The sequence below is a fragment of the Amycolatopsis sp. CA-211722 genome (genome assembly GCF_056828465.1).
In genome coordinates, this window is record NZ_CP184752.1 from 2271651 (window position 1) to 2293865 (window position 22215).

The window sequence follows — 22215 nt, forward strand, 5'->3', positions numbered from 1 at the left end:
AGCAAATCAGGGGTGTCCTTGCCGCATGTCTGCGAACGCGGCCAAGTACACTGGAGATGAGCGAGCGTCCGCTCGGGCGAGACGAGGAGAATCAACGCCTGTGACCGAGAACAAGAGCGAGTACAACGCGTCGTCGATCACGGTGCTCGAAGGCCTCGAAGCCGTCCGCAAGCGTCCCGGTATGTACATCGGTTCCACCGGTGAACGCGGCCTCCACCACCTCGTCCAGGAGGTGGTCGACAACTCCGTCGACGAGGCGATGGCCGGCTACGCGACCAAGGTCGAGGTTACCCTGCTGGCCGACGGCGGGGTGCGCGTCGTCGACGACGGCCGCGGTATCCCGGTCGACATGCACCCCAAGGAGATGAAGCCGACCCTCGAGGTCGTGCTCACCGTGCTCCACGCGGGCGGCAAGTTCGACAGCGACTCCTACGCGGTCTCCGGTGGTCTGCACGGTGTCGGCGTCTCCGTGGTGAACGCGCTCTCGACCAAGCTCGTCGCCGAGGTCAAGTACGGCGGGCGCAGCTGGCGCCAGGTGTACACCGACCAGATCCCCGGTGAGCTGGAGGATCTCGGCCCCGCCGACGAGACCGGCACCACGATCACCTTCTGGGCCGACGGCGACATCTTCGAGACCACGACGTACAACTTCGAGACGATCTCCCGGCGTCTCCAGGAGATGGCCTTCCTCAACAAGGGCCTGACCCTTTCGCTGCGCGACGAGCGCGTCGCCGACGAAGAGACCGAAGCCGACGCTTCCGGCCAGGCGGCGCGGGTCAAGGAGAAGACCTACTGCTACCCGGGCGGTCTCGAAGACTTCGTCAAGCACATCAACGGCAGCAAGGACCCGATCCACCAGTCCGTGATCTCCTTCGAGGCCAAGGGCACCGGCCTCGAGGTCGAGGTCGCCATGCAGTGGAACAACGGCTTCACGCCGTCGGTGTACACCTTCGCCAACACGATCAACACGCACGAGGGCGGCACGCACGAAGAGGGCTTCCGCGCCGCGCTCACCCGCGTCGTCAACGCGTACGCGCGCGAGAAGAAGCTGCTCAAGGAGAAGGACGCCAACCTCTCCGGTGACGACGTGCGCGAGGGGCTCGCCGCGATCGTCTCGATCAAGCTCTCCGAGCCGCAGTTCGAAGGCCAGACCAAGACCAAGCTGGGCAACAGCGAGGCCAAGACGTTCGTGCAGCAGACCTCGAACGAATGGCTGGCCGACTGGTTCGAGCGCAACCCCACCGAGGCGAAGACGATCATCAACAAGTCGATCTCCTCGGCGCAGGCGCGGATGGCCGCCCGCAAGGCGCGTGACCTCGTCCGCCGCAAGGGCGCGCTGGAGATCGGCGGGCTCCCCGGCAAGCTCAAGGACTGCCGCTCGACCAACCCGTCGGAATGCGAGCTCTACATCGTCGAGGGTGACTCGGCGGGCGGTTCGGCCAAGGAAGGCCGCGACTCGATGTACCAGGCGATCCTGCCGATCCGAGGCAAGATCATCAACGTCGAGAAGGCCCGGATCGACCGCGTCCTCAAGAACACCGAGGTCCAGTCGCTGATCACCGCGCTCGGCACCGGTATCCACGAAGAGTTCGACATCGAGAAGCTGCGCTATCACAAGATCGTGCTGATGGCCGACGCCGACGTCGACGGCCAGCACATCACCACGCTGCTGCTCACCTTCCTGTTCCGGTTCATGCCCCCGCTGATCGAGCACGGGCACGTGTTCCTCTCGCGCCCGCCGCTGTACAAGATCAAGTGGCCGCGGCAGGACCCGGAGTACGCCTACTCCGACAGGGAACGCGACGCCGTCATCCAGGCGGGTGTCGAGGCCGGCCGGAAGCTGCCGAAGGACGACGCGATCCAGCGCTACAAGGGTCTCGGCGAGATGAACGCCGAAGAGCTGTGGGAGACCACGATGGACCCGGCGAACCGGCTGCTCGGCCAGGTCACCCTGGACGACGCCGCGCAGGCCGACGACCTGTTCTCCGTCCTGATGGGCGAGGACGTCGAAGCGCGCCGTTCCTTCATCACGCGTAACGCCAAGGACGTGCGCTTCCTGGACGTCTAGACGTCCCCGTTCCTCTTTGTCCCCTTAGGACTGCTCCCACGAGAAGGACCTCATGACGGAAACCTTGCCGCCGGCTCCGGACCACGACCGGATCGAACCGGTCGACATCCAGCAGGAGATGCAGCGCTCCTACATCGACTACGCGATGAGCGTCATCGTGTCGCGGGCGCTGCCGGACGTGCGGGACGGCCTCAAGCCGGTGCACCGCCGCGTGCTGTACTCGATGTTCGACTCCGGCTTCCGCCCCGACCGCGGGTACAACAAGTGCTCCCGCGTCGTCGGCGACGTGATGGGCAACTACCACCCGCACGGTGACTCCGCGATCTACGACGCGCTGGTGCGGCTCGCGCAGCCGTGGTCGCTGCGGTACCCGCTGATCGACGGCCAGGGCAACTTCGGTTCGTCGGGCAACGACCCCGCCGCCGCCATGCGGTACACCGAGTCCCGGCTGGCGCCTCTCGCGATGCACATGCTGCAGGACATCGAAGAAGAGACCGTCGACTTCTCCGACAACTACGACGGCCGCACCCAGGAGCCCGACGTCCTGCCGTCGCGATTCCCGAACCTGCTGGTCAACGGCGGTTCCGGGATCGCGGTCGGGATGGCGACCAACATCCCGCCGCACAACCTGCGCGAGGTCGCCGACGGCGTCAAATGGGCGCTGGAGAACTTCGAGGCCAGCGACGACGAGCTGCTCGCCGCGCTGCTGGTCCGGATCAAGGGCCCGGACTTCCCGACCAAGGCGATGATCCTCGGCAACTCCGGCATCGAGGACGCGTACCGCACCGGCCGCGGCTCCGTGCGCATGCGCGCGGTCGTCGAGGTCGAAGAAGACGCCAAGGGCCGCACGATCCTGGTCGTGTCCGAGCTGCCGTACCAGGTCAACCCGGACAACCTGGTCGAGAACATCGCGAACCTGGTCCGCGACGGCAAGCTCACCGGAATCTCCGACATCGCCGACGAATCCAACAGCCGCAGCGGCATGCGGATCGTCGTCACGATCAAACGTGACGCGGTCGCCAAGGTCGTGCTGAACAACCTGTACAAGCACACCCAGCTGCAGCAGAACTTCGGTGTCAACATGCTGGCCCTGGTCGACGGCGTGCCCCGCACGCTGCGGCTGGACCAGATGATCCGGCACTACGTGAAGCACCAGATCGACGTCATCGTCCGCCGGACCCGCTTCCGGCTGCGCAAGGCCGAGGAACGCGCCCACATCCTGCGCGGTCTGGTCAAGGCGCTGGACATGCTCGACGAGGTCATCGCCCTCATCCGGCGCTCGCCCTCGGCCGAAGAGGCCCGGCCCGCGCTGATGAGCCTGCTCGACGTCGACGAGATCCAGGCGACCGCGATCCTCGACATGCAGCTCCGCCGCCTCGCGGCACTGGAGCGGCAGCGGATCATCGACACCCTGGCCGAGATCGAACTCGAGATCGCCGACCTCAAGGACATCCTCGAGAAGCCCGAGCGGCAGCGGACGATCATCGCCGAGGAGCTCCAGGAGATCGTCGACAAGTACGGCGACGACCGGCGCACCAAGATCATCCCGTTCGACGGCGAGGTGTCGGTCGAAGACCTCATCGCGGTCGAGGACGTCGTCGTCACGATCACCCGCACGGGTTACGCCAAGCGAACGAAAACCGATCTGTACCGCTCGCAGAAACGCGGCGGCAAGGGCGTCCAGGGCGCGACCCTCAAACAGGACGACATCGTCCAGCACTTCTTCGTCTGCTCGACGCACGACTGGATCCTGTTCTTCACGAACAAGGGCCGCGTGTACCGGGCGAAGGCGTACGACCTGCCCGAGGCCAACCGCAACGCGCGCGGCCAGCACGTCGCGAACCTGCTCGCGTTCCAGCCCGACGAGCAGATCGCCCAGGTCATCGAGATCCCGAACTACGAGGTCGCCCCGTACCTCGTGCTCGCGACCCGCCGCGGCCTGGTGAAGAAGACCAAGCTCACCGACTTCGACTCCAACCGCGCCGGCGGCCTCATCGCCGTCAACCTGCGCGAAGGCGACGAACTGGTCGGCGCGGTCCTCGCGGCCGCCGAAGACGACCTGCTGCTGGTGTCCGCGGAAGGCCAGTCGATCCGCTTCCACGCCACCGACGAAGCCCTGCGTCCCATGGGCCGCGCGACGTCCGGTGTGCTGGGCATGCGGTTCAACGACGGCGACGAACTGCTCGGCATCAACGTCGTCCAGCCCGACCGGTTCCTCCTCGTCGCCACCGCCGGCGGCTACGCCAAGCGCACACCGACCGACGACTACCCGGTGCAAGGCCGCGGCGGCAAGGGTGTGCTCACCATTCAGTACGACCAGAAACGTGGCAGGCTGGTGGGCGCGGTCATCGTCGACGCCGAAGACGAGCTCTACGCGATCACCTCCAGCGGCGGGGTGATCCGGACTTCGGCCGGGCAGGTGCGCAAGGCAGGCAGGCAGACGAAGGGAGTGCGGCTGATGAATCTCGACGAAGGAACCACTCTTCTCGCGGTCGCACGCAACGCGGACGAGCCCTCAGACGTCGCCACTGCAGGTAGTACTGAAGGAGAAGAAACCCCGGCGTCGGAGCAGGAATAGACGACGCCCCACGTACTGGGTAAGGACTGACACCTCGTGACACCATCCGAGAAGCCCGAAGCAGGCGGCGCGCAGGCGGGTTCGTCGAGCCCGCCCTGGCAGCGCGACAGCGGCGCCGGGGAACCCGAAGGCTCCAGCGAGCAGACGGTCTCGGTGTCTTCGGTCGCCACCGAAGACGTGGCCCACTCGGAACCGAAGCGGGACCCCGTGACCGACTATCACGGTGTCAGCGGTACAGCCGCGAAGAGGCTTTTCGGCGACAGCGGAGAGGGCGACCCCGCCCCCTCCGCCATCCCGTCGGCCTCCCGCACCCGTGCCGCGCCCACCGCTCTCCGCCGCCCCGGCCGCGGACCGCGTCGCGCCAGCCTGCAGATCAAACGCTTCGACCCCTGGTCGGTGCTGAAACTGTCCCTCGTCCTCGGCGTCGCGCTGTTCTTCGTATGGCTCGTCGCCGTGGGCGTCCTCTACACCGTCCTCGACGGCATGGGCGTCTGGGACAAACTCAACGGGACCTACTCGTCGCTCGTCGGCGGCGAAGGGGCCGACGCGCCGGCCGACCCGTTGATCAGCGCCGGCCGCGTCTTCGGGATCGCGGCCATCCTCGGCGCCATCAACATCGTGCTGATCTCGGCGCTGGCCACCGTCAGCGCCTTCATCTACAACGTCTCCGCCGACCTCGCCGGAGGCCTGGAAGTGACCCTTTCCGAACGAGAGTGACCCGGTTGCAGGACGCCGAAAGGCGTCCTGTAATCTTCTCCTCGTTCGGGCCCATAGCTCAGGCGGTTAGAGCGCTTCGCTGATAACGAAGAGGTCCCAGGTTCAAGTCCTGGTGGGCCCACCCGATTGCCCGGTCTGTGTTCGCGGAAAGCGCGAACCCGGATCGGGTGTTCTTCATTTTGGGGGTCGAACCCCCAAGCCCCCGCCAGGGAGGGCTTCGCCCCCCTGGACCCCCCAAGCGTTGGGGCGCGTTGGCGTGGTCGGTGCGGGCCCATTGCCGTGGGGGACGGTTCCACGTGGAACGTGGTGCAGTAGCATCGGTGGGTAGGCGGAGCAACTCGGCGGAAAGAGGGGGCTTCTGATGAAGAAGCTGTTGGCACTCGCGGTCATCGCGGGCGGCGTGCTGTTCGTGATCAAGCGCAACAAGGCAGCCAAGGCCGAGGCCGACCTCTGGCGTGAGGCCACCGCTCCCACCGAGCGCCCCCTGGGATCCGCTTCCACGAACGGGAGCGCCCCGGCCAAGGCCGCGGACGCGTCCCGCAACAACTGATTTCGGCGCGGGCGGTTACCATGATCGCCTGCGACCCGGGGCTGTAGCTCAATTGGTAGAGCACCGCCTTTGCAAGGCGGGGGTCAGGGGTTCGATTCCCCTCAGCTCCACACTCGGAAACGACAAGGCCACCCGTACCGCGGGTGGCCTTCTCATTTCCGCCAGAATGCGCGCATGGGTGTTCTCTTCGACTACTTCGCCGCGCCGGACAACGACACCGCGGCCGCCACGATCGACCTCGTCGGAGGGCCGTCCGAGGCGCCCTTGCCGACCGTCCAGCTCAAGGGTGTGGACCCGTTCGTGCAGCTGGGCACGCTGGAGTCCTTGCTGACCGGGGTCGACTACGACACCGTCATCGGGCGCTCCATCGAACCTGTCGCCATGGCCGATGACGGTGCGCTGCTGGTCGTCGCGCTGACCGAAGAGCTGTCCGCCGCGCTGTCCGACGCCGACGAGGCCCGCCTGCGCGAGGTGGCCGAGCCCTGGTCCCGGACCGAGGAGTTCGGCGGCCAGGCCGACCCCGCAGACCTGGCCGCCGTGCTGACCGACCTCGCGGAACTCGCCCGTAACGCCAAGACCAGGAGTGATCGCCTCTACTGCTGGGTCTGCGTCTGAGTGGTGACGTTCGTCACCGTACACGGATGACGAAGTCTCGCTCCCAGCCAAGTCAACGCTGCTTACATGGGAGTGAATCCGGACAGCGAGGTGAACATGGTCAGTTTCGAAACCGACCTCGACGATCTCAGGTTGTCGAGCAAGGAACTGCAGAATGCCGCGGACATCGTCAGCACCGCACACACCGGTGTGCGAGGGCAGGACGTGCCCGCTCCCGACCCGGTCACGGGAGGCCTTCTCCCCGGCCTCTTCGCGCCGGACACCGCGTTCGGGAAATCCCTGGGCATGCGCGGGGTTTCGGCGGCCTACGAGGAACACCGCCAGGCCGTCGAGAAGATGCTCGCGAAGCTGCACCGCAGTACGCAGGACACCTCGCGAGCCCTGGAGAGGGTCGCCGAGCTGTACGAATCAGTGGACGAGGACAACAAGCAGCGAGTGAACCGCGCGGCATACGGGAACCAGGGGTAGCGGCGTGGACGGGTACTTCAACGCACTGGACGCGGAGACCACCGCCGAAGGTGGCGACTACAGCGAGCTCCTCGAGGGGATCTCCCACGATCTCACCGCGGGTGCCGAAAAGGCCTACGCGGCAGTGGATCTTCTTTTCCAGAACTGGATGTTCGGCAGCGACGTCGACATGACCGGCGGTCGCAAGGAACAGGTCCGCGACTTCTTCCTCGAGTTCTCCGAGGCGGAGCTCGTCGGCGAGACCAGCCTGCAGACCATGATCGAGGCCTACGAAGGTCTCTGGAACGCTTTCCAGGACACGAAAGCGCCGCTCGACCGGTCCCTCGTCCTGCTGCTCAAGTGGCGTGGTGAAGGCGCCGAGACCGCCAAGAGCTACATCCAAGGTCTCGTGAACACCTACGCCCGGGTCGGCACCAAACTCACCGTGCTGGAGGCCGACATCGTGGCCGCGCGGGACGCCATCGCGACCGCGCGGGCCGACCTGAGCACTCTCGCCGCTTCATTCATGACCGCCGCGGAAAAGTACCGGGACGACAAGGAACGGCAGGACGAATCCGCCTTCCAGAAGGCGCTGGCCGCGACCTTCGCCGCCGCTGTCACCGCCCTGCTCGTGGCGGCCGTGCCACCGGCGGGCGGTCTCACCGCGGCGGCGTTCTTCACCACCGCGAACGGGGTGCAGGTCGCCGGCGCCGCGGCCGGGGCCGGGCTCGCCACGGCGGCCACCGTGCAGGCCGACATCGTCGGGGACAGCCCCGAAATGATCTACAACAGCTTCCACGACGGTGTGGTCAACATCCGTGAAGCCATGTTCCGCGCGTCCGAATCGCTGATCTCGAAGATCCACACCGAGATCAACAACCTGCCGATCATTCCGGAGCCGCCGGACGTCAGCCCGGGTGAGACGTTCGACCCCGGCAACTTCGAAACGGAGAACACCGACAAGGGAACGGAAAAGCGGGTCCGGGACAAGAACGTCGACATCTCGAACGACGGCAAGTTCCAGGAACCGCCGATGGAACTTTCCCCGCTGCCGACCGATTGACGGAGGATCGTGGCTGACAAACCGGCGGCCAAGAAGCCACCAGCCGACCGGCAAGCGATGCTCGAGGCGCTGGCCGCCCTCTCGGTGGACGCGTCCTCGCCGGACGGCGCCGTTTCCGTTTCGGTCAACACCGACGGGGTGATGACGCGGCTCAGGGTGAGTGAAGCCGTTTCGCGGATGTCGCCCGCCGAGATCGCGGACGCCGTCATGCGGACCTATCAGGAAGCGCAGCAGGAATCCGCGAAACGCAGCGGAGAACTGATGGCGCCGATCGGCAACGCGGGCTACATCACCGACCGGCTCCGCTGGCGGCTCGGGTTCACCCCTTCGTTCCAGGAGGCCGGGGAGACCGTCACGCCGCCGGTGCCGCGCCGGACCACAGCGGGCGCCGACAACGTGGTGCTCAAGGACCGTTCGGAAGAACCCGCCGGGCCCGCCGAGGACGAGGCGCCCGAGCCGGCCGAAACCGACGATCAGTACTACGAGCAAGGCCTGCGATACCGGCCTTCCTGGTAGTACGGCTGCCGGCCCGGCGACGGAGATCATCCGCCGTCGGGCCGGTGACGGCATCGTGCGCGTTCACCGTGTGTTTCGCGCCAGCCAGGTGAACGTCCACCGGTAGAAAGCCGGCGCGGCGAGGCTGGTGTTGATCGAGTGACCGCTGCCCCGCACGATCTCGTCGGCGCCGCAGCCGCCGTTTCCGCAGACCAGGGTGTCGTGTTCGCCGAGGACGTACGCCGTCGGGACCGTCGGCGCCGATCGGGTCGCCGCGCCGGGTCCCACCGAGCGGAGTTCCGCCGACGCCAGCGTGTCCTTGAGGGCTTCTTCGACCGGGATGATCGCCGGGTCGTACGTGCCGGGGTGGTGGAAGGTCCGCGCGCGAGTGCCGGGGACCGTCGTGAAATAGCCACGGGCCCAAGGCTTTCCGGCGAACTTCGGGTCCAGTTCGGCCGGGTGGAACGGCGACTCGGCCGCGGCCCGGGCGCCGGGCCGGTCACGGGGGATACCGCTGACGATCACGGCGTCGACGCCGCCCCGCGCGGCCGCCCGTTCCGCGACGAGCCCGCCCATCGAGTGTCCATTGAGGATGATCGTGCGGAACCGCGGGCGCAGCTGCCGCACGACCTGGTGCACGGCCTCGCCGCCGGCGTCGAAATCGAGGGTTTCCGGATTCGGACGGCTGCTGCGGCCGTAGCCGAGCCGGTCGAGGTTCAGCGTCGCGTAGCCGGCGCGGTTCGCACTGTCCACATAGGAATACCGACGCGGCTGGTAGGGCCAGTCCCAGTAGGCGCGGTCGTAGGTCCCGCCGTGCAACAGGATCTGGACCGGTGTGCGCGGGGTGAGCTTCCCCCGGACGCAGAGTTCGCCGGCGACCGTCTGGCGTTCGCCGTTCACCTGGACCGCGAAACGGTGTTCGGCGCAGCGGGCCGGTCTTTCCGCGGCGGTCGCCGTCGTGATCCCGGTCAGGGAAAGGAGTGTGGTGAGCAGAGCGGCTTTCGCGATGAGTCTCATGGCGGAAAGCGTCGCTCCCGGGCGCGGGTCGCGTCGTCGTGCAGGTGTGGGGATCGGCGGCTACGTCAGGCGCGCACCATCCCGCTCTGGTAGGCGAAGACCACCAGCTGGGCCCGGTCGCGGGCGTGGACCTTGGTCATCGCCCGGCTGACGTGGGTCCGCACGGTCGCCGCGCTGATCACGAACTCCCGCGCGATCTCCTCGTTCGACATGCCCTGCGCGACACGAAGGACGACTTCGTGCTCTCGTTCGGTGAACGCCGAACCGTCCGCGCGGGGCGGCGAAGGGGACGGCCGGGCGGTGAATTCGGCGATCAGGCGCCTGGTCACACTCGGGGAGAGGAGCGCGTCTCCCGCCGCCACGACGCGGACCGCCTCGATCAGATCGGCGGGCCTGGTGTGTTTGAGCAGGAAGCCGCTCGCTCCGGCGCGCAGCGCGTCGAAGACGTATTCGTCGAGGTCGAACGTCGTCAGCATGAGGACGCGGACACCGGAAAGCCGTTCGTCCGCCGTGATCCGGCGGGTGGCTTCCAGCCCGTCCGTCCCGGGCATCCGGATGTCCATCAGCACGACGTCGGGCACGGTTTCCGCGACGACGGCGACCGCCGTCTCGCCGTCGTCCGCTTCGCCCACCACGGTGATCCCGGCTTCCGCCCGCAGCAACGCCGCGAACCCGGAGCGCACCAGGAGCTGGTCGTCGGCGAGCACCACCCTGATCACGGCCATCGCGCGCTCACCCGGAACCTCCCGTTCTCACGGCCCGCGTTCAGTGTGCCGCCGGTCGCCCTGGCCCGTTCACCCATTCCCGTGATCCCCGCGCCGGGAACGTCCGGGCCAGGCGCGCGGACCTCGTTGAAGACGTCGAGCCGCACGCCGTTCTCGTCGGCTCGCACCGTCACTTCGGCGGGCGGCCTGCCGTGTTTCGCGGCGTTCGTGAGGGATTCCTGGACGATCCGGTACACCGCGCCGCCGACCGGCTGCCCGATCCCGGGAGCGTCGAGGTCCAGTGTGACAGCCAGGCCCGCTTGGTTCGCCGACGCGACCAGATCCGGGATGTCCGCGACACCCGGCGTGGGTCGGAGCGGGGCGGAGTCGTCACGCAGCAGCCGCACCATCGCGTTCAGCTCGTCCAGGATCGTGCCGCTGACCGTACGGACGACACCGAGCGCTTCCTTCGCCACTTCCGGGTGATCGTCGATCACGTGCTCGGCCATCCCCGACTGGACGTTGATGACCGCCATCGCGTGGCCGACGCTGTCGTGCAGATCCTGGGCGATGCGCAGCCGCTCGCCGAGGACGCGATCGCGTTCCGCCTGTTCGACGGCCGCTGCCCGCTCGCGCCGTCCTCGGAGCGCGTCGGCCGCGAAGACCGCGAAGCCTGCCCAGCCGACGAAGACCAGATCGAGGACGCCCGCGCCGCCCGTGGCCAGGTTCGCGCCGACGACGATCACCGCCATCCCGCCCGCGACGGCGTACGCGAGCCGCCGCGGACGCCGGGTTCCGAGCGCGAACAACGGTACGAGACCGGCGAACAACACCGGACCGTCGGGATAGCCGAGCCCCAGGTAGAGCAGCAGCGCAAACGCTTCCGTCCCGGCCGCCGCCACCGGGAGCCGCCAGGTGGCGAGGAGCGCGAGACAAGCGAGCGCGACGACGGCGAAGCCGAACGCGTCGACCGGGCGTTCCCCGAGGCCGGGCTCCAGATTCGCCGTGCCGACGACGAGTAGCGCGCTCACCGCGAGCCAAGCGGCCACGGCTCCGCCCCTGATCAGCCACTTCACCCGCTCAGTCTGCCGAAGCCGGCCGACGCGCGCGTCCGCGTCGTGTGGAGCCCGCCTACGTCAGATGTGCAGCAGCCGCTCGTCGAGGGCGGCCAGATAGTCGCGGCCGAACTCGCCGTTCTCCAGGTCGCGCCACAGCACCGGCGGCAGATCCTGGGCCACCTCGGGCGAGCGTGACGCGGCGGCCAGCGCGATCGTCGCGACGGTGTCGACGTCGCCGGTGAGCGCGACGGCGGCGTGGAGCATCCGGGCGAGTCCTCCGCCGCCGGTCACCACGGTCAGCGCGGCACGCACGCTCATCCAGCCCTGCGGCCCGACCTTGCCCGACCACGGCAGCGCCCAGCCGCCGTGCCCGACGTCCTCCGGAAGGATTCCGTCGATCCACCTGGCGATCTCGGCGAGCGGACCCACCCGATGGTGGCAGTAGTGCACGGCCAGCGCGGCCGCCTGCGCCGCGGCGATCCCGGCCGGGGTGTCGTGGGTGATCCTGGCCTGCAGTTTCGCGTGGTAGAGGACGTCGTCGACGGTCGGCAGGAGCCCGATCGGCCCGGCGCGCATGGCCGCCCCGCTCTTGTCGCTCTGCGGTTGAAGGCGCCGCAACAGCTCTTCGCCGTCGCGGACCTCGCTGAGCAGCTGATGGAAACGCGGCGCGTAGCCGTCGTGCGGATCGCGGTGGTACGCCCGCACGAACTGCTCGGCGAGCAGCAGTGGCGTCCATCGCCGTCCCGACACGAGCACTTCGGCGATCGCGATCGTCATCTGCGTGTCGTCGGTGTAGCGACCCGCCTGGGCACCGGGCTGTGGCACGTAACCGGTCAGCTGGTTGTGCTCGGCCACGAAGCCCGGGTACGCGTGCTCGAAGGAGCCGCCATACGCGTCGCCGATGGCGAGTTCGACCAGCATGCCGTCATCGTGCCAGGCCGCGGGGTGCCGCCTACCGTGGAGTCATGGCGACCGACAAGCTGCGCGCGTGGTGGGCACATCGGCAGGGGCTCGACGGAACGCTGCACGGGTCGCCGGCGGCCGCCGTGCTGGAGCGGACCGGCTGGATGCGTTCGGTCGGCGGATCGGCGCCCTATCTCGGGCTGTTCGCCAGAGCCCGGCTCGATCGCGAGACGGTCGACGCGGACGTCGCGCGGCTCGTCATCCACGAACTGCCTTCGGCGCGCGGCTGCACCTACGTCCTGCCGTCGGCGGATTTCGAGCTCGGCCTGACGGTCGGCGCGGCGGCGCCCGCCGGTGAACTCGCCGCCGCGGAGAAGTACCTCGGCGTCACGCAGGCCGAGATCGAGCAGCTGTGCGTCATCGTCACGGATCTGCTCGACGGCGAACCGCTCGCCCCGGCCGCGATCAAGGAGGCGGCCGGATCGGCCGTGCGCAACCTCGGGGAAGCGGGCCGCAAACGCGGCACCACCACGACGTTGCCGCTCGCGCTCGGCCTGCTCCAGGCCCGCGGCGACATCCGGCGGGTCCCCGTGAACGGGCGGCTGGACCAGCAGCGTTACGGCTACGTCCGCTGGACGCCGTCCCCGCGCGGCGGACTGTCCGATATGGACACCGCGCGCACGGAACTCGCCCGGCGCTACTTCTCGTGGGCCGCTCCGGCGTCGCTCAAGCATTTCCGCTGGTTCTCCGGTTTCACCGCGGCCAGTGCGAAGAAGATCGCGGAACAGCTGGAACTCGTACCGCTCGACGGCACCGATCTGCTGATGCCCAAGGAGATCGCCGACGAGTTCGCCGCGTTCACCGTGCCGTCCGAGCCGTCGTACGCGCTGCTCGCCGGGATCGACGGCATCCACCTGCTGCACCGCGACATGCCACGGCTGCTCGCCGACGCCGACGTCGAACGCCCGGTGCCCGGAGGCCGCGCGGGGGAGACGCTGGGCGGGCAGGCGGATCCGCCGAGTCACGTCATCGTCGACCGGGGCCGTATCGCCGGCCTGTGGGAGTTCGACACGGAGACGGGCAAGATCGTCCACAGGTTCTTCGGCGACGAGGACGCCGCGCTGCGCGAGACGATCGCGCGGACCGAAGAATTCGTCCGGGACCAACTGGGCGACGCCCGGAGCTTCAGCTTGGATTCGCCGAAGAGCCGGGCGTCGCGAGTGGCCGATCTCAGGCTTTCGCCTCGTTGATCAGGATGTCGACCGCCTTGTCGTTGCGGGCGGTCTGCTCCGGGATCACCGAAGCGGGCGGGTAGAAGCCGTCGATCCCGCCGTCCTTCGGGTACATCTCGAAGGTGTAGCTGAGGATCTTGTGCTTGCCCCACGCCCAGTCGTTGACGTCGCCGTCGGTGACGTACAGATCGCTCGACTGCTCCGGCGTGTAGCCGTTGGTGGCGGCCATCTGCTTGCCGACGTCGGCGAAGCGCTTCGCTTCCTCTTCGCTCAAGCCCGTGTCGGTGTCGGCCTTCGTGTAGCCGTACGGCCAGAGCACCAGTTCCGAGAAGGTGTGGAAGTCGATGTGCGTCTTGATCTGCTGCGCGCCACCGACCACCCGGGAGTCGACGAAGTCCGCGACCGCCTTGGTCTCGGGCTCGGAGAACGCCGACGGACCGTGGTAGTCCTCGGCGGACGGGCTGTTGCTCGAACCGCCGCAGCAGTTCCACTTGTAGTCCCAGTTGCGGTTCGGGTCGGTGCCGATCGCGCTGCTGCCCGGCACGGGCTTCCGCGTCTTGCGCCAGCCCTGGTACTCGCCGCCGGTGATGTCGTACTCGGAGCCGTCCGGGTTGACGTTCGGGATCACGTAGATCTCGTGCTCGTCGACCATCTTCTTGATGGCCGGGTCGCTCGCGTAACCGCTGGTGAACCGCTGCACGATCCGCAGGCACATCTCGGTCGTGAGGTGTTCGCGCGCGTGCTGGTTGCAGGTGAACAGGACCTCGGGCTCGTTCTCGTCCGTGCCCGCGTTGTCGCTGATCTTCAGCAGGTTCAGCTCGCGTCCCTCGTGGGACTTGCCGATGCTGGACAGCGTCGCGATGTCGCCGTGGTCCTTCGCGGCCTTCTGCAGCTCAGCGGTCGTTTCGGCGTAGGTGTGGTACGCCTCGTCACCAGGCGGGAAGTCGCCGGCGACCGCCGCGGTGCCCGCGCGGCCGCTCCGCTGCTTGAGCATGCTGTCGAAGTCGCCGAGCGACTTGAGGCCGAAACCGTTCGCGCGCAGGGCCGCCGCCTGTCCCGGCGTGGCGACGACGGTGAGCGCGCCGCCGCGCGAGCCCGCGACGTCGACGCCGGTACGGGCGACCTCGGTGCGTTTGTCCGGCGTGGACGCGCCTTCCACCGAGTACAGCCCTCTCGCCGGGTCCCCGGTCTGTGCGCTCGCGACGGGCGTCGTGACGGCCAGCAGGGCGAGCCCTGTGGCGGCCAAGGCGCCCCCGATGCGACGGCGTGTGGACATTTCGCCTCCGAACGATCTGGGGACAAGGTGGGCGTTCACCGTCGCCGAGGTGAATCATCCACGACAACCCGACGATCGTCGTTCCCAGTTACCGTTTACGGCCAGAGGCGTTCTTTGCGCCAGTCTCCGTCTTCGCGCCGGTACCGGAGCCGCTTGTGCCGCCGGTCGTGGCTCGCCTGCCAGAACTCCACATCGGACGGCGTCACCAGGTAGCGGGTCCAGGTTTCCGGTGCCACACCGGGATTCCCGGCGACCCAGCGCTCGGCTTCCTCGGCCGCGCGGTCGAGGTCGGCCGGATCTCCGAGCACCTGGGACTGCCTGCCGATGAACGCCTCCACCCGGGACGCCGGTGGCCTGGCGGTGAAATCGGCGGCGGACACCTCGGGATCGGCGGGCGAGACCGGGCCGCGCAGGCGGACCTGACGGCCTCGCCCCGGCCAGAAGAAGGTCAGCGCGGCGAACGGATTCTTCGCCAGCTGAACGCCTTTCGGGCTTTCGGAACTCGTCGCGACCGCCCAGGTGTCCCCGTGGACGTCCTTGAGGATCACGACGCGCGCGTCCGGCACCCCGTCTGAGTCCACTGTGGACAGAGTGACGGCGTGTGGTGCCAAGACGTGTTCGCCCGCTTCTTCGAGCCATTCCAGGAAAAGCTCGCGTGGGCTCGCCGGCGCGGCCTCGGTGTCGAACTCCGGAAGCTCCTCGGGAAACGACGGCCAGCCGCGCACCGTGCGGTTCATCAGTACCCCGGCGGGCGCTGCGGCGGATAGCCGGGCGCGGGCGGCGGATAGTGCGGCGGATGCTGCCCCGGCGGCGGACCCTGTGCGGGCGGCGGCCCGACCGGATACTGCGGTGGCGGTGGCTGCTGGGGCTGCCAGCCGGGCGGCGGCTGCTGACCGGGCGGCGGCATCGGCGGACCGGGCGGCATGGGCGGCTGCTGGCCCTGCGACTGCGCCCACTGCACCTGCTGATAGACCTCCGCGGGCTGCGGGAAACAGAACGTCAGCTTCGCGTTGACCGAACCCTGTACCGCCGCGCCCCACAGCTTCCCGCCGACGAACGCGTACATCTGCGCCGCCGAAACGTCGACGGCCACCATGCGCGTCTCGCCGCCGAACTGGTTGCCGGACTTCGCCGACGCGGCCTGCGCGGCGTCGGGGTACACGCGGTCGCCGATCAGCCCGGCGATGACCACCGAAGCGGCCGTCCAGCCGACCGTGCCCATCACGTTCGCGCGCGCGTGCTGCGTCGCCAGCCCGGTGAAGTCGTACAACGCGGGCGCGGTGACCTCCGGGATCGCCGCGGCGACCACGCAGTAGTTCATCGTCGACATCATCACGGACTCGGTGAACAGGCCCACGACGGCCGCGCTCGGGCCGATCTGGACGGTGTTCAGCCTGCCCCCGCTGCGCTGGATACGTTCTGCGACCGCACCCAGGTACTGCTCCTTGCTGAGCACTGACCCTCCCGAAGACTCCTCGCGCAGCGCCATCGTCGCACGAAAACGGCGATCTGCTTCACTGGACGCCACTATGCGACGTCTTCTGATCTTGCCGCTCGTCGTGCCGCTGCTGGCGGCCTGCGGGCCGACGGAACAGCCGCCGCCCGCGGCGAGTTCGCCCGCGCCGCCGAGTACCGCGGCGCCCAGCATCCCGCCCGCCCCGGAACCCACCGGCAAGGGCCCGTGCCCGTACCTCGGCAACGATTTCGTCTCGGACGCCAACGGGCAGAAGGTCTCCAAGGTCAAGACCTCGGCCGATCAGCCGCATCCGACGTGTTTCTTCTACGCGCTGAGCGGGAAACTGCAGCTCACCGTGCGCGTGTACGTCGGCGAACCCGTCGTGGCCAAGGCGCTGGTGGATCAGGCGGCGCCCATCGACACCTCGAACCCGGCCGACGAACCGGCGGGCTGGAAGGGCGGCTATCAGCCTTCCGGGGAAGGCGCCGTCTACGCGGTGGCGAAGGGTGGGAACGCGGTAGTCGTGACCACCAACCAGAAGCAGAGCATCAAAGCACGTACGGTGGCGAAGGAGGCTATCGGTGAGCTGAAGCTCTAGGTAGTGGTATCCACACGTCAGAGTGAAGTTGATCTTGTACTACCCTGTGCCGCACGCGCGAGGTTTCGCGGGACCAGCGCGGGCGCCAGATCCGGCGGAGGCCGCCTTGCGGTGTGGCTCGGCGGCACAAAAGATCATTTCTCCCCATAAGACAAAAGGACAGGTTTCGTGGCTGACACCCTCAAGGAAATCTTGCTCGACTCCAGCCGTCGCCCGGCGGTCGTGAGCGACTTCGAAGGCCTCGTCGACGCCGAGGTCTCGGACAAGGGCGGCGTTTCGGGTGCCGTCGTGAAGACCGGCTTCGCCGCCGTCAAGAAGATCAAGCCGGGCATCATCCCCGCCGCCGTCGACACCCTGCTCGACGACTTCACCGGTGCGCTCGAGCCCTTCTACGGCGACTACAAGGCCAAGGGCGGCAACGACTTCGGCGCGTACCTGGTCAGCCGTGGCGACGAGGCCTCGGACGCGCTCCTGTCGGTCACCGACTCGCGCGCCGAGAAGAGCAGCCGCGACAGCATCAAGAAGGTGTACTCGAAGCTGCGCCCGAACGGCAAGAAGAACGTCGAGGAGGCCCTTCCCCGCCTCGGCCAGCTGATCGACAAGCACGCCGCGAACGCGTGACCTGTTCAGTCACGCGCTGAGCCGAACACCCGAAGGGGCGCCGTCCGCTCTCGACATCACGTCGGGAGCGACGGCGCCCCTTCGTCGTGCTCCTGGGTCCTGGTCAGGCTTGTCCCGAAGCAGTGGCGCGCCGCTTGACCAGGGGTGAAGGCTCCTTTCGCTGCATCAGACGCGGCGAAGGGAGCCTTCGTCCCGCAACGGCGCCCCGCTCCTCGAGAATAACTCTTACGCGTTGTCAAAGCTTGCCCGCGCAGATATCTTACAAAGTGTAAGAGATAGCTCGCGCGGCTTGGGGAGCACCATGACACCCTTCGAAGGCACCGATCCGAAGAAGTTCATCGCGGATTTCCACGCGTCCTTCCACGACGAGCTCGTGAACGGCGACGAAGACGCGGGCGCGGTAGTCGACCGCTACCACACGCCGGACATCGTGCAGATCGCCGACGGGCACCGGATGGACCGCGAGAAGCTCATCGCGCATACGCGCCCGGTCCGCAAGAACCGGCCCACCGGGCGAATGGAAGTGCACGAAGCGGTGGCGGACGGGGACCGGATCGCCGCGCGGAGCACCCTGCACGTGACGAACCGGGGCAGGGACCTCGAAATGGAGGTCTACTTCTTCGGGGAGTTCACCCCCGACGGCCGGATGCGCCGGGGACATACGCTCACCCGCACCGTGCCGACGGCATGAACACCGGTACCTACGCCGTGCGCGGAATGGCCTGTGGGCACTGCGCGGGTTTCGTCACCGAGGAGATCGAGACCATCGCCGGGGTCACCGGCGTGGCGGTGGACGTCGAGGCCGGGACGGTGACCGTCACCAGCGACACGGTCCTCGAAGTCGCGGTCGTCCGCGCCGCCGTCGAAGAAGCGGGCTACGAACTCGTCCCCGAAACGTGAAAGGGCCGCCCAGGACCGGATTGTGGTCCTGGGCGACCCGTTCGCGACAGCAGAAAAGGGTGAAGCGTCAGTTCTTCTTGTCGGCGGAGCCGGCGTTCGAAGCCTGGTGCCCGTTCTTCGGCGCCGCCGGCTTGGCCGCACCCGAACCACCGGCCGGACCGGAAGCAGCGGGCTTCGCGGGAGCGGCAGGCTTCGCCGGAGCGGGTTTCGGAGCGGCCGCGGCCGGAGCGGCGGGCTTGGCCGGAGGAGCGGGCGGAGCCTTGGGCGGCGCGGGCGCGACCGGCGGCTCCTGCTTGGAACGCAGCGCGTACGCGGCGCCGGCACCGACGACGGCGATACCGATCACCCACGGCCAGCGGCGACGCTTGCGCGTCCCCTTGGCGGCGGACTTCGCCTCGACGAGCGCGGCCTTGAAGTCCTTCTTCGCGGCCTTGAAGTCCTTCTTGCCCCGGCGCTTGGACTCACCGGCGGACTTCGCGGCCTGGATGGCGGCCTTGCGGGCCTTGCGGCCCGGCTTCCGCATCTCGGAAATCCTGGCCAGTGCCTCCTTGCGAGCCGCCTTGGAGCTGCGCTTGAGCTCCTTGCGGGTCAGTTCCGTCTTCTTCGCGAGCTTCTTGCGCGCGCGACGGCTGGTCTTAGCGATCTCACCGGCGCTCTCGGAGAGCTTCTGCTCGGCTACCTCCACGGCGTGGGCGGTGGCTTCCTTACCCGCCTCGACGGCACGTTTGCGCAGGCCGAGCGCGCCGGCCTTCGCCGACTCGCTCACCGAATCTGCGGCCCGGGTCATGGCCTTCACCTCATCAATCGTTTTGATTCTGCTTCGTTGCTTGTAACCTATCGTGCCCCTTTTCCCCAGATCTTGCCGCAGATGGCACGATGAAGCTCGTGACTGAAAGCAAGGGATCCCTCGTTGGTGGCGCGCTGAAGGCCACTCTGCACACCAACCAGGGTGACATCAACCTGAACCTGTTCCCCGACCACGCGCCGAAGACGGTCGCGAACTTCGTCGGGCTCGCCGAGGGCAGCAAGGAGTACACCCAGCCCAACGCTCAGGGCACGAACTCGGGCCCGTTCTACGACGGGTCGATCTTCCACCGCGTCATCGACGGTTTCATGCTGCAGGGCGGCGACCCGACCGGCACCGGCCGCGGCGGCCCCGGCTACAAGTTCGGCGACGAGTTCCACCCGGAGCTCCAGTTCTCCAAGCCGTACCTGCTGGCCATGGCCAACGCCGGACCCGGCACCAACGGCTCGCAGTTCTTCATCACCGTCGCGCCGACGACGCACCTGAACTTCAAGCACACCATCTTCGGCGAGGTCGCGGACCAGGCTTCCCGCGACGTCGTCGACGCGATCGGCCGCACGGCGACCGGTCCCGCCGACCGTCCGCTGCAGGACATCGTCATCGAAAAGGTCAGCGTCAGCCGCTGATCACAGAGCCTGTCACTGGGGATTTCGGTAGGTTGGTGGCATCGTGAGCCAACCACCGAATCCCCAGTACCAGCAGGCCGCCATGCCCGGTTGCTGGTGGCATCCGAACCGCCAGACCGGGCTGAGCTGTTCACGCTGCGGCCGTCCGGCCTGTCCGGATTGCCTGCGTGAAGCCGCCGTGGGCTTCCAGTGCACGGACTGCGTCCAGGCCGGGCGCCAGCAGGATCGCGCCCAGCAGAAGCAGTACCGCGACGCCGGGTACGGCGCGCGCACCCTCGCGGGCGCCCAGCCCGTTCAGACGGCTGTCGTGACGCCTGTCCTCCTCGCGCTCAACGTCATCATCTTCTTCGTGACGGTCGCCCAGTCCGGCAGCCTCGCGAACAACAACTTCTCCGAGCTGTTCCAGTTCGGTCAGCTGTGGAATCCGGCGACACTGGCGGGCGACGAATGGTGGCGCGTCGTCACCTCGGGCTTCCTCCAGTACGGCCTGCTGCACATCGCGAGCAACGCGTTCTCGCTGTGGTTCGTCGGCCGCCCGCTGGAGACCGCGCTCGGCCGTGTCCCGTTCACGGTGCTCTACTTCGTCTCGATGCTCGGCGGTTCGGTCGCGAACCTCGTGTTCGCCGGCCTCGACGCCGTCCCGGTGGTCGGCGCGTCCGGGGCCATCTTCGGCCTCATCGGCGCGTACACGGTCATCGTCATCAAGCTCAGGCTCAATCCGACCTGGCTGTTGGTGATCCTCGGCCTGAACGTCTTCATCACGTTCCAGGTGCCCGGTATCTCCATCCTCGGGCACGCCGGTGGTTTCGTCGCCGGGCTGCTGGTCACCTTCGCGCTGCTGTACGCCCCGGACAAGAACCGGCTGAAATGGCAGCTCGGCGGGATCGCGATCGTCGTGGTGGCGATGATCGGGCTCGTCGCCTGGAAGGACTCGCAGACGATTTCCGCGTCCTGCGAGCTCACCACCAGCCGGGGCGCGCCGACGTACGTCTGTTACCCGGAGTAGCCCTCAGTTCCCCTGAGTGGGTCATACCGATACCCGGTGGAGAAGCAACGAATCCGGGTACCTTCAAGTTGATCATCGACATCAACTTGGGGGTTGAGATGAAGATCCGGAAAGCAACAGCTCTCGCCGCCGTCGCCGCGCTGGTGACGGCCATGGCACCTTCGGTCGCGCAGGCCGGGCAAGCCGCCGAGACCTGCCACACCTACACCAAACGCTATTTCCTGGGCTCGGGCAGCACGATCACGCTGCGTGTCGCCTATGTCGACGCGGCACTGAAAATCTGCTTCGGCGACCCCGGCGTCACTTCGTCGGCGGCGACGCAGACCGTCGGCACGACGGGACCGGGCGCGGCCACCGGCTGGGAGATCACGGCCGGCTCCGCGGTGGTCGAGGACCAGCGGCCCCGCCACGTCAAAGCGAAGTTCAGCGGCTCACTGCGGAACTGCGTCGTCAAGATCAACCCGATCTGCTCGCCGGCCGCGCCGTACGAGATCTTCGGGGAATACGCGCCGCCGGCGGTCGGCCCGGCCGTCCCTGGCTGGTCACACGGCCCGAACGGCGACGTCCACTACTACGACAACGCCTGACCCTTGAGGGCGGTGAGGACGTCCAGGACGTCCCGGGGGTCCTCACCGAGGTCGATCCGGCCGAACACCAGCAGGTGGTCGCCGGATTCGACCTCGAGGGTCAGGTTGTCCCGGCCGAGCCGTCGCGTCGTGCGCAACCGCAGCCGGGCTTCGGACCAGGAGTAGCGGTGCGCGCCGCCGACGGTCCTGGCCAGGATTCCGTCGGGTCCGGCGGCCAGCCGGGGACGGAGCAGGGTGCCGTGCATCGCGAGGGCGCCGACGGACAGCATCGCGACCCCGGTCAGGACGGTGCCGCCGACGTCGCCGCCGAAGGCCAGCCACAGCACTCCTGCCAGCAACAACAGGGTGATCACCCAGGCCACTACCACAACGTTCTGCTGCGGCGCCCACGAGGTGGGGTAGTTATCCACAGGGGTTATCCACACTGGGGATGAGTCACACCGGTGTAATTAGGCGTCAAGCCGCCATCCGGGGTAATGCTCACCGCCACCGCATCGTCATGAGCAGCCCGGCGATCATCAGGGCGAAACCGATGGCGAAGTTCGTGTTGCCCAGATCCGCCATGAAGGGGATCTTGTCGCCCGCGATGTAGTTGACGACCAGCCACAACAGGCCGATCAACATGAGGCCGAACATCACGATCTTGTAGAACAGGTTCGACGGGCCCGCCGCCTTGACCTTCACCGGCGTGCGGCGGTCGGTCGGCGGGGTGTACGCCGTCTTCTTGCGGACCTTGGACTTCGGCATCGTGTTCCTCGCGTACTGTTCGGCTTCCCTGGTGGCGATGACCCGCTTTCGGGTGCGCAACCAGCGCCACGTGCACACGTTAACGTAAACGAGCGCCGCTGGGCACCGTCCGGGACCGGTCGATTTCCCGCACTGTGACACTGGTG

At 68.0% G+C, this 22215-nt stretch carries 26 protein-coding genes and 2 tRNA genes; 18 read left to right on the top strand and 10 right to left on the bottom strand.

Annotated features, from left to right (window positions below):
- Positions 1-100 precede the first annotated feature (100 nt).
- From gyrB to ACOCEP_RS11180, 10 genes are all read left to right on the top strand, one after another.
- Positions 101-2068 carry a DNA topoisomerase (ATP-hydrolyzing) subunit B gene (gyrB, locus tag ACOCEP_RS11135; RefSeq protein ID WP_482337160.1) on the top strand — a complete coding sequence of 656 codons (1968 nt, stop codon included), beginning with the start codon at positions 101-103 and terminating at the stop codon, positions 2066-2068.
- 52 nt (positions 2069-2120) lie between these two features.
- On the top strand, positions 2121-4646 hold the full coding sequence (gene gyrA / locus ACOCEP_RS11140; protein WP_482337161.1) for a DNA gyrase subunit A: 2526 nt from the start codon (positions 2121-2123) through the stop codon (positions 4644-4646).
- A 36-nt stretch (positions 4647-4682) separates the two neighbouring features.
- On the top strand, positions 4683-5363 hold the full coding sequence (locus ACOCEP_RS11145) for a DUF3566 domain-containing protein (RefSeq protein ID WP_482337162.1): 681 nt from the start codon (positions 4683-4685) through the stop codon (positions 5361-5363).
- Between the two features lie 47 nt (positions 5364-5410).
- Positions 5411-5484 (top strand) — tRNA-Ile (locus ACOCEP_RS11150).
- Between the two features lie 240 nt (positions 5485-5724).
- Complete coding sequence (locus ACOCEP_RS11155) at positions 5725-5913, top strand: DLW-39 family protein (protein WP_034321928.1); 189 nt, start codon at positions 5725-5727, stop codon at positions 5911-5913.
- A 37-nt stretch (positions 5914-5950) separates the two neighbouring features.
- A tRNA-Ala gene (locus ACOCEP_RS11160) sits at positions 5951-6023 on the top strand.
- Positions 6024-6087: 64 nt separating this feature from the next.
- Positions 6088-6528, top strand: a complete 441-nt coding sequence (locus ACOCEP_RS11165) for a hypothetical protein (RefSeq protein WP_482337163.1) — start codon at positions 6088-6090, stop codon at positions 6526-6528.
- Positions 6529-6594: 66 nt separating this feature from the next.
- Positions 6595-6996, top strand: a complete 402-nt coding sequence (locus tag ACOCEP_RS11170; protein ID WP_482337164.1) for a hypothetical protein — start codon at positions 6595-6597, stop codon at positions 6994-6996.
- A 4-nt stretch (positions 6997-7000) separates the two neighbouring features.
- On the top strand, positions 7001-8038 hold the full coding sequence (locus ACOCEP_RS11175) for a hypothetical protein (RefSeq protein WP_482337165.1): 1038 nt from the start codon (positions 7001-7003) through the stop codon (positions 8036-8038).
- Positions 8039-8047: 9 nt separating this feature from the next.
- A complete protein-coding gene (locus ACOCEP_RS11180; protein ID WP_482337166.1) occupies positions 8048-8554 on the top strand; it encodes a YbaB/EbfC family nucleoid-associated protein in 507 nt (168 codons plus the stop codon).
- Between the two features lie 63 nt (positions 8555-8617).
- Here the strand turns inward: ACOCEP_RS11180 and ACOCEP_RS11185 are convergent, their stop codons facing one another.
- The 4 genes from ACOCEP_RS11185 to ACOCEP_RS11200 all read right to left on the bottom strand — a co-directional run bounded on the left by ACOCEP_RS11185 (position 8618) and on the right by ACOCEP_RS11200 (position 12233).
- On the bottom strand, positions 8618-9550 hold the full coding sequence (locus ACOCEP_RS11185) for an alpha/beta fold hydrolase (protein WP_482337167.1): 933 nt from the start codon (positions 9548-9550) through the stop codon (positions 8618-8620).
- Positions 9551-9615: 65 nt separating this feature from the next.
- Positions 9616-10275, bottom strand: coding sequence for a response regulator (locus ACOCEP_RS11190; protein WP_482337168.1), 660 nt, complete (start codon positions 10273-10275; stop codon positions 9616-9618).
- Complete coding sequence (locus ACOCEP_RS11195) at positions 10266-11330, bottom strand: sensor histidine kinase (RefSeq protein WP_482337169.1); 1065 nt, start codon at positions 11328-11330, stop codon at positions 10266-10268. Before ACOCEP_RS11195 ends, ACOCEP_RS11190 begins: the two co-directional genes overlap by 10 nt.
- A 60-nt stretch (positions 11331-11390) precedes the next feature.
- Positions 11391-12233 carry an ADP-ribosylglycohydrolase family protein gene (locus ACOCEP_RS11200; RefSeq protein WP_482337170.1) on the bottom strand — a complete coding sequence of 281 codons (843 nt, stop codon included), beginning with the start codon at positions 12231-12233 and terminating at the stop codon, positions 11391-11393.
- Positions 12234-12277: 44 nt separating this feature from the next.
- Here ACOCEP_RS11200 and ACOCEP_RS11205 point away from each other — a divergent pair, with 44 nt between their 5' ends.
- Positions 12278-13465 (top strand): DNA glycosylase AlkZ-like family protein, encoded by a 1188-nt coding sequence (locus tag ACOCEP_RS11205; protein WP_482337171.1) that lies wholly within the window; start codon positions 12278-12280, stop codon positions 13463-13465.
- Here ACOCEP_RS11205 and ACOCEP_RS11210 read toward each other — a convergent pair.
- The 3 genes from ACOCEP_RS11210 to ACOCEP_RS11220 form a co-directional block, all read right to left on the bottom strand.
- On the bottom strand, positions 13446-14723 hold the full coding sequence (locus tag ACOCEP_RS11210; RefSeq protein WP_482337172.1) for a M14 family metallopeptidase: 1278 nt from the start codon (positions 14721-14723) through the stop codon (positions 13446-13448). The genes ACOCEP_RS11205 and ACOCEP_RS11210 overlap by 20 nt on opposite strands.
- Before the next feature lie 95 nt (positions 14724-14818).
- Entirely contained in the window at positions 14819-15460 is a 642-nt protein-coding gene (locus ACOCEP_RS11215) for a pyridoxine/pyridoxamine 5'-phosphate oxidase (protein WP_482337173.1), read from the bottom strand.
- Positions 15460-16179: a hypothetical protein gene (locus tag ACOCEP_RS11220; RefSeq protein ID WP_034321947.1), complete on the bottom strand. Its 720-nt coding sequence runs from the start codon at positions 16177-16179 to the stop codon at positions 15460-15462. The genes ACOCEP_RS11215 and ACOCEP_RS11220 overlap by 1 nt, the downstream gene beginning before the upstream one ends.
- 73 nt (positions 16180-16252) lie before the next feature.
- Between ACOCEP_RS11220 and ACOCEP_RS11225 the strand changes: the two genes are divergently transcribed.
- The 4 genes from ACOCEP_RS11225 (at position 16253) to ACOCEP_RS11240 (ending at position 18298) form a co-directional block, all read left to right on the top strand.
- Positions 16253-16777, top strand: a complete 525-nt coding sequence (locus tag ACOCEP_RS11225; protein ID WP_482337174.1) for a DUF2020 domain-containing protein — start codon at positions 16253-16255, stop codon at positions 16775-16777.
- Positions 16778-16945: 168 nt separating this feature from the next.
- Positions 16946-17398, top strand: a complete 453-nt coding sequence (locus tag ACOCEP_RS11230) for a DUF6918 family protein (protein ID WP_482337175.1) — start codon at positions 16946-16948, stop codon at positions 17396-17398.
- A 301-nt stretch (positions 17399-17699) separates the two neighbouring features.
- Entirely contained in the window at positions 17700-18089 is a 390-nt protein-coding gene (locus tag ACOCEP_RS11235; RefSeq protein ID WP_482337176.1) for a nuclear transport factor 2 family protein, read from the top strand.
- The gene (locus ACOCEP_RS11240; RefSeq protein ID WP_482337177.1) at positions 18086-18298 is read left to right on the top strand and encodes a heavy-metal-associated domain-containing protein; all 213 of its coding nucleotides are present in this window, start codon (positions 18086-18088) and stop codon (positions 18296-18298) included. The genes ACOCEP_RS11235 and ACOCEP_RS11240 overlap by 4 nt, the downstream gene beginning before the upstream one ends.
- Positions 18299-18365: 67 nt before the next feature.
- Here ACOCEP_RS11240 and ACOCEP_RS11245 read toward each other — a convergent pair whose 3' ends face one another.
- The gene (locus tag ACOCEP_RS11245; protein ID WP_478223897.1) at positions 18366-19085 is read right to left on the bottom strand and encodes a hypothetical protein; all 720 of its coding nucleotides are present in this window, start codon (positions 19083-19085) and stop codon (positions 18366-18368) included.
- Positions 19086-19174: 89 nt separating this feature from the next.
- Here ACOCEP_RS11245 and ACOCEP_RS11250 point away from each other — a divergent pair, with 89 nt between their 5' ends.
- From ACOCEP_RS11250 to ACOCEP_RS11260, 3 genes are all read left to right on the top strand, one after another.
- Positions 19175-19729 carry a peptidylprolyl isomerase gene (locus ACOCEP_RS11250; RefSeq protein ID WP_482337178.1) on the top strand — a complete coding sequence of 185 codons (555 nt, stop codon included), beginning with the start codon at positions 19175-19177 and terminating at the stop codon, positions 19727-19729.
- A 43-nt stretch (positions 19730-19772) separates the two neighbouring features.
- Positions 19773-20735 (top strand): rhomboid family intramembrane serine protease, encoded by a 963-nt coding sequence (locus ACOCEP_RS11255; protein WP_482337179.1) that lies wholly within the window; start codon positions 19773-19775, stop codon positions 20733-20735.
- A 98-nt stretch (positions 20736-20833) separates the two neighbouring features.
- Positions 20834-21322, top strand: a complete 489-nt coding sequence (locus ACOCEP_RS11260; protein WP_482337180.1) for a hypothetical protein — start codon at positions 20834-20836, stop codon at positions 21320-21322.
- Here the strand turns inward: ACOCEP_RS11260 and ACOCEP_RS11265 are convergent.
- Together ACOCEP_RS11265 and crgA are read right to left on the bottom strand one after the other, a co-directional pair.
- Positions 21307-21684, bottom strand: a complete 378-nt coding sequence (locus ACOCEP_RS11265) for a PH domain-containing protein (protein ID WP_482339684.1) — start codon at positions 21682-21684, stop codon at positions 21307-21309. The genes ACOCEP_RS11260 and ACOCEP_RS11265 overlap by 16 nt on opposite strands.
- 118 nt (positions 21685-21802) lie before the next feature.
- Complete coding sequence (crgA, locus tag ACOCEP_RS11270) at positions 21803-22069, bottom strand: cell division protein CrgA (protein ID WP_126734831.1); 267 nt, start codon at positions 22067-22069, stop codon at positions 21803-21805.
- Positions 22070-22215 lie beyond the last annotated feature (146 nt).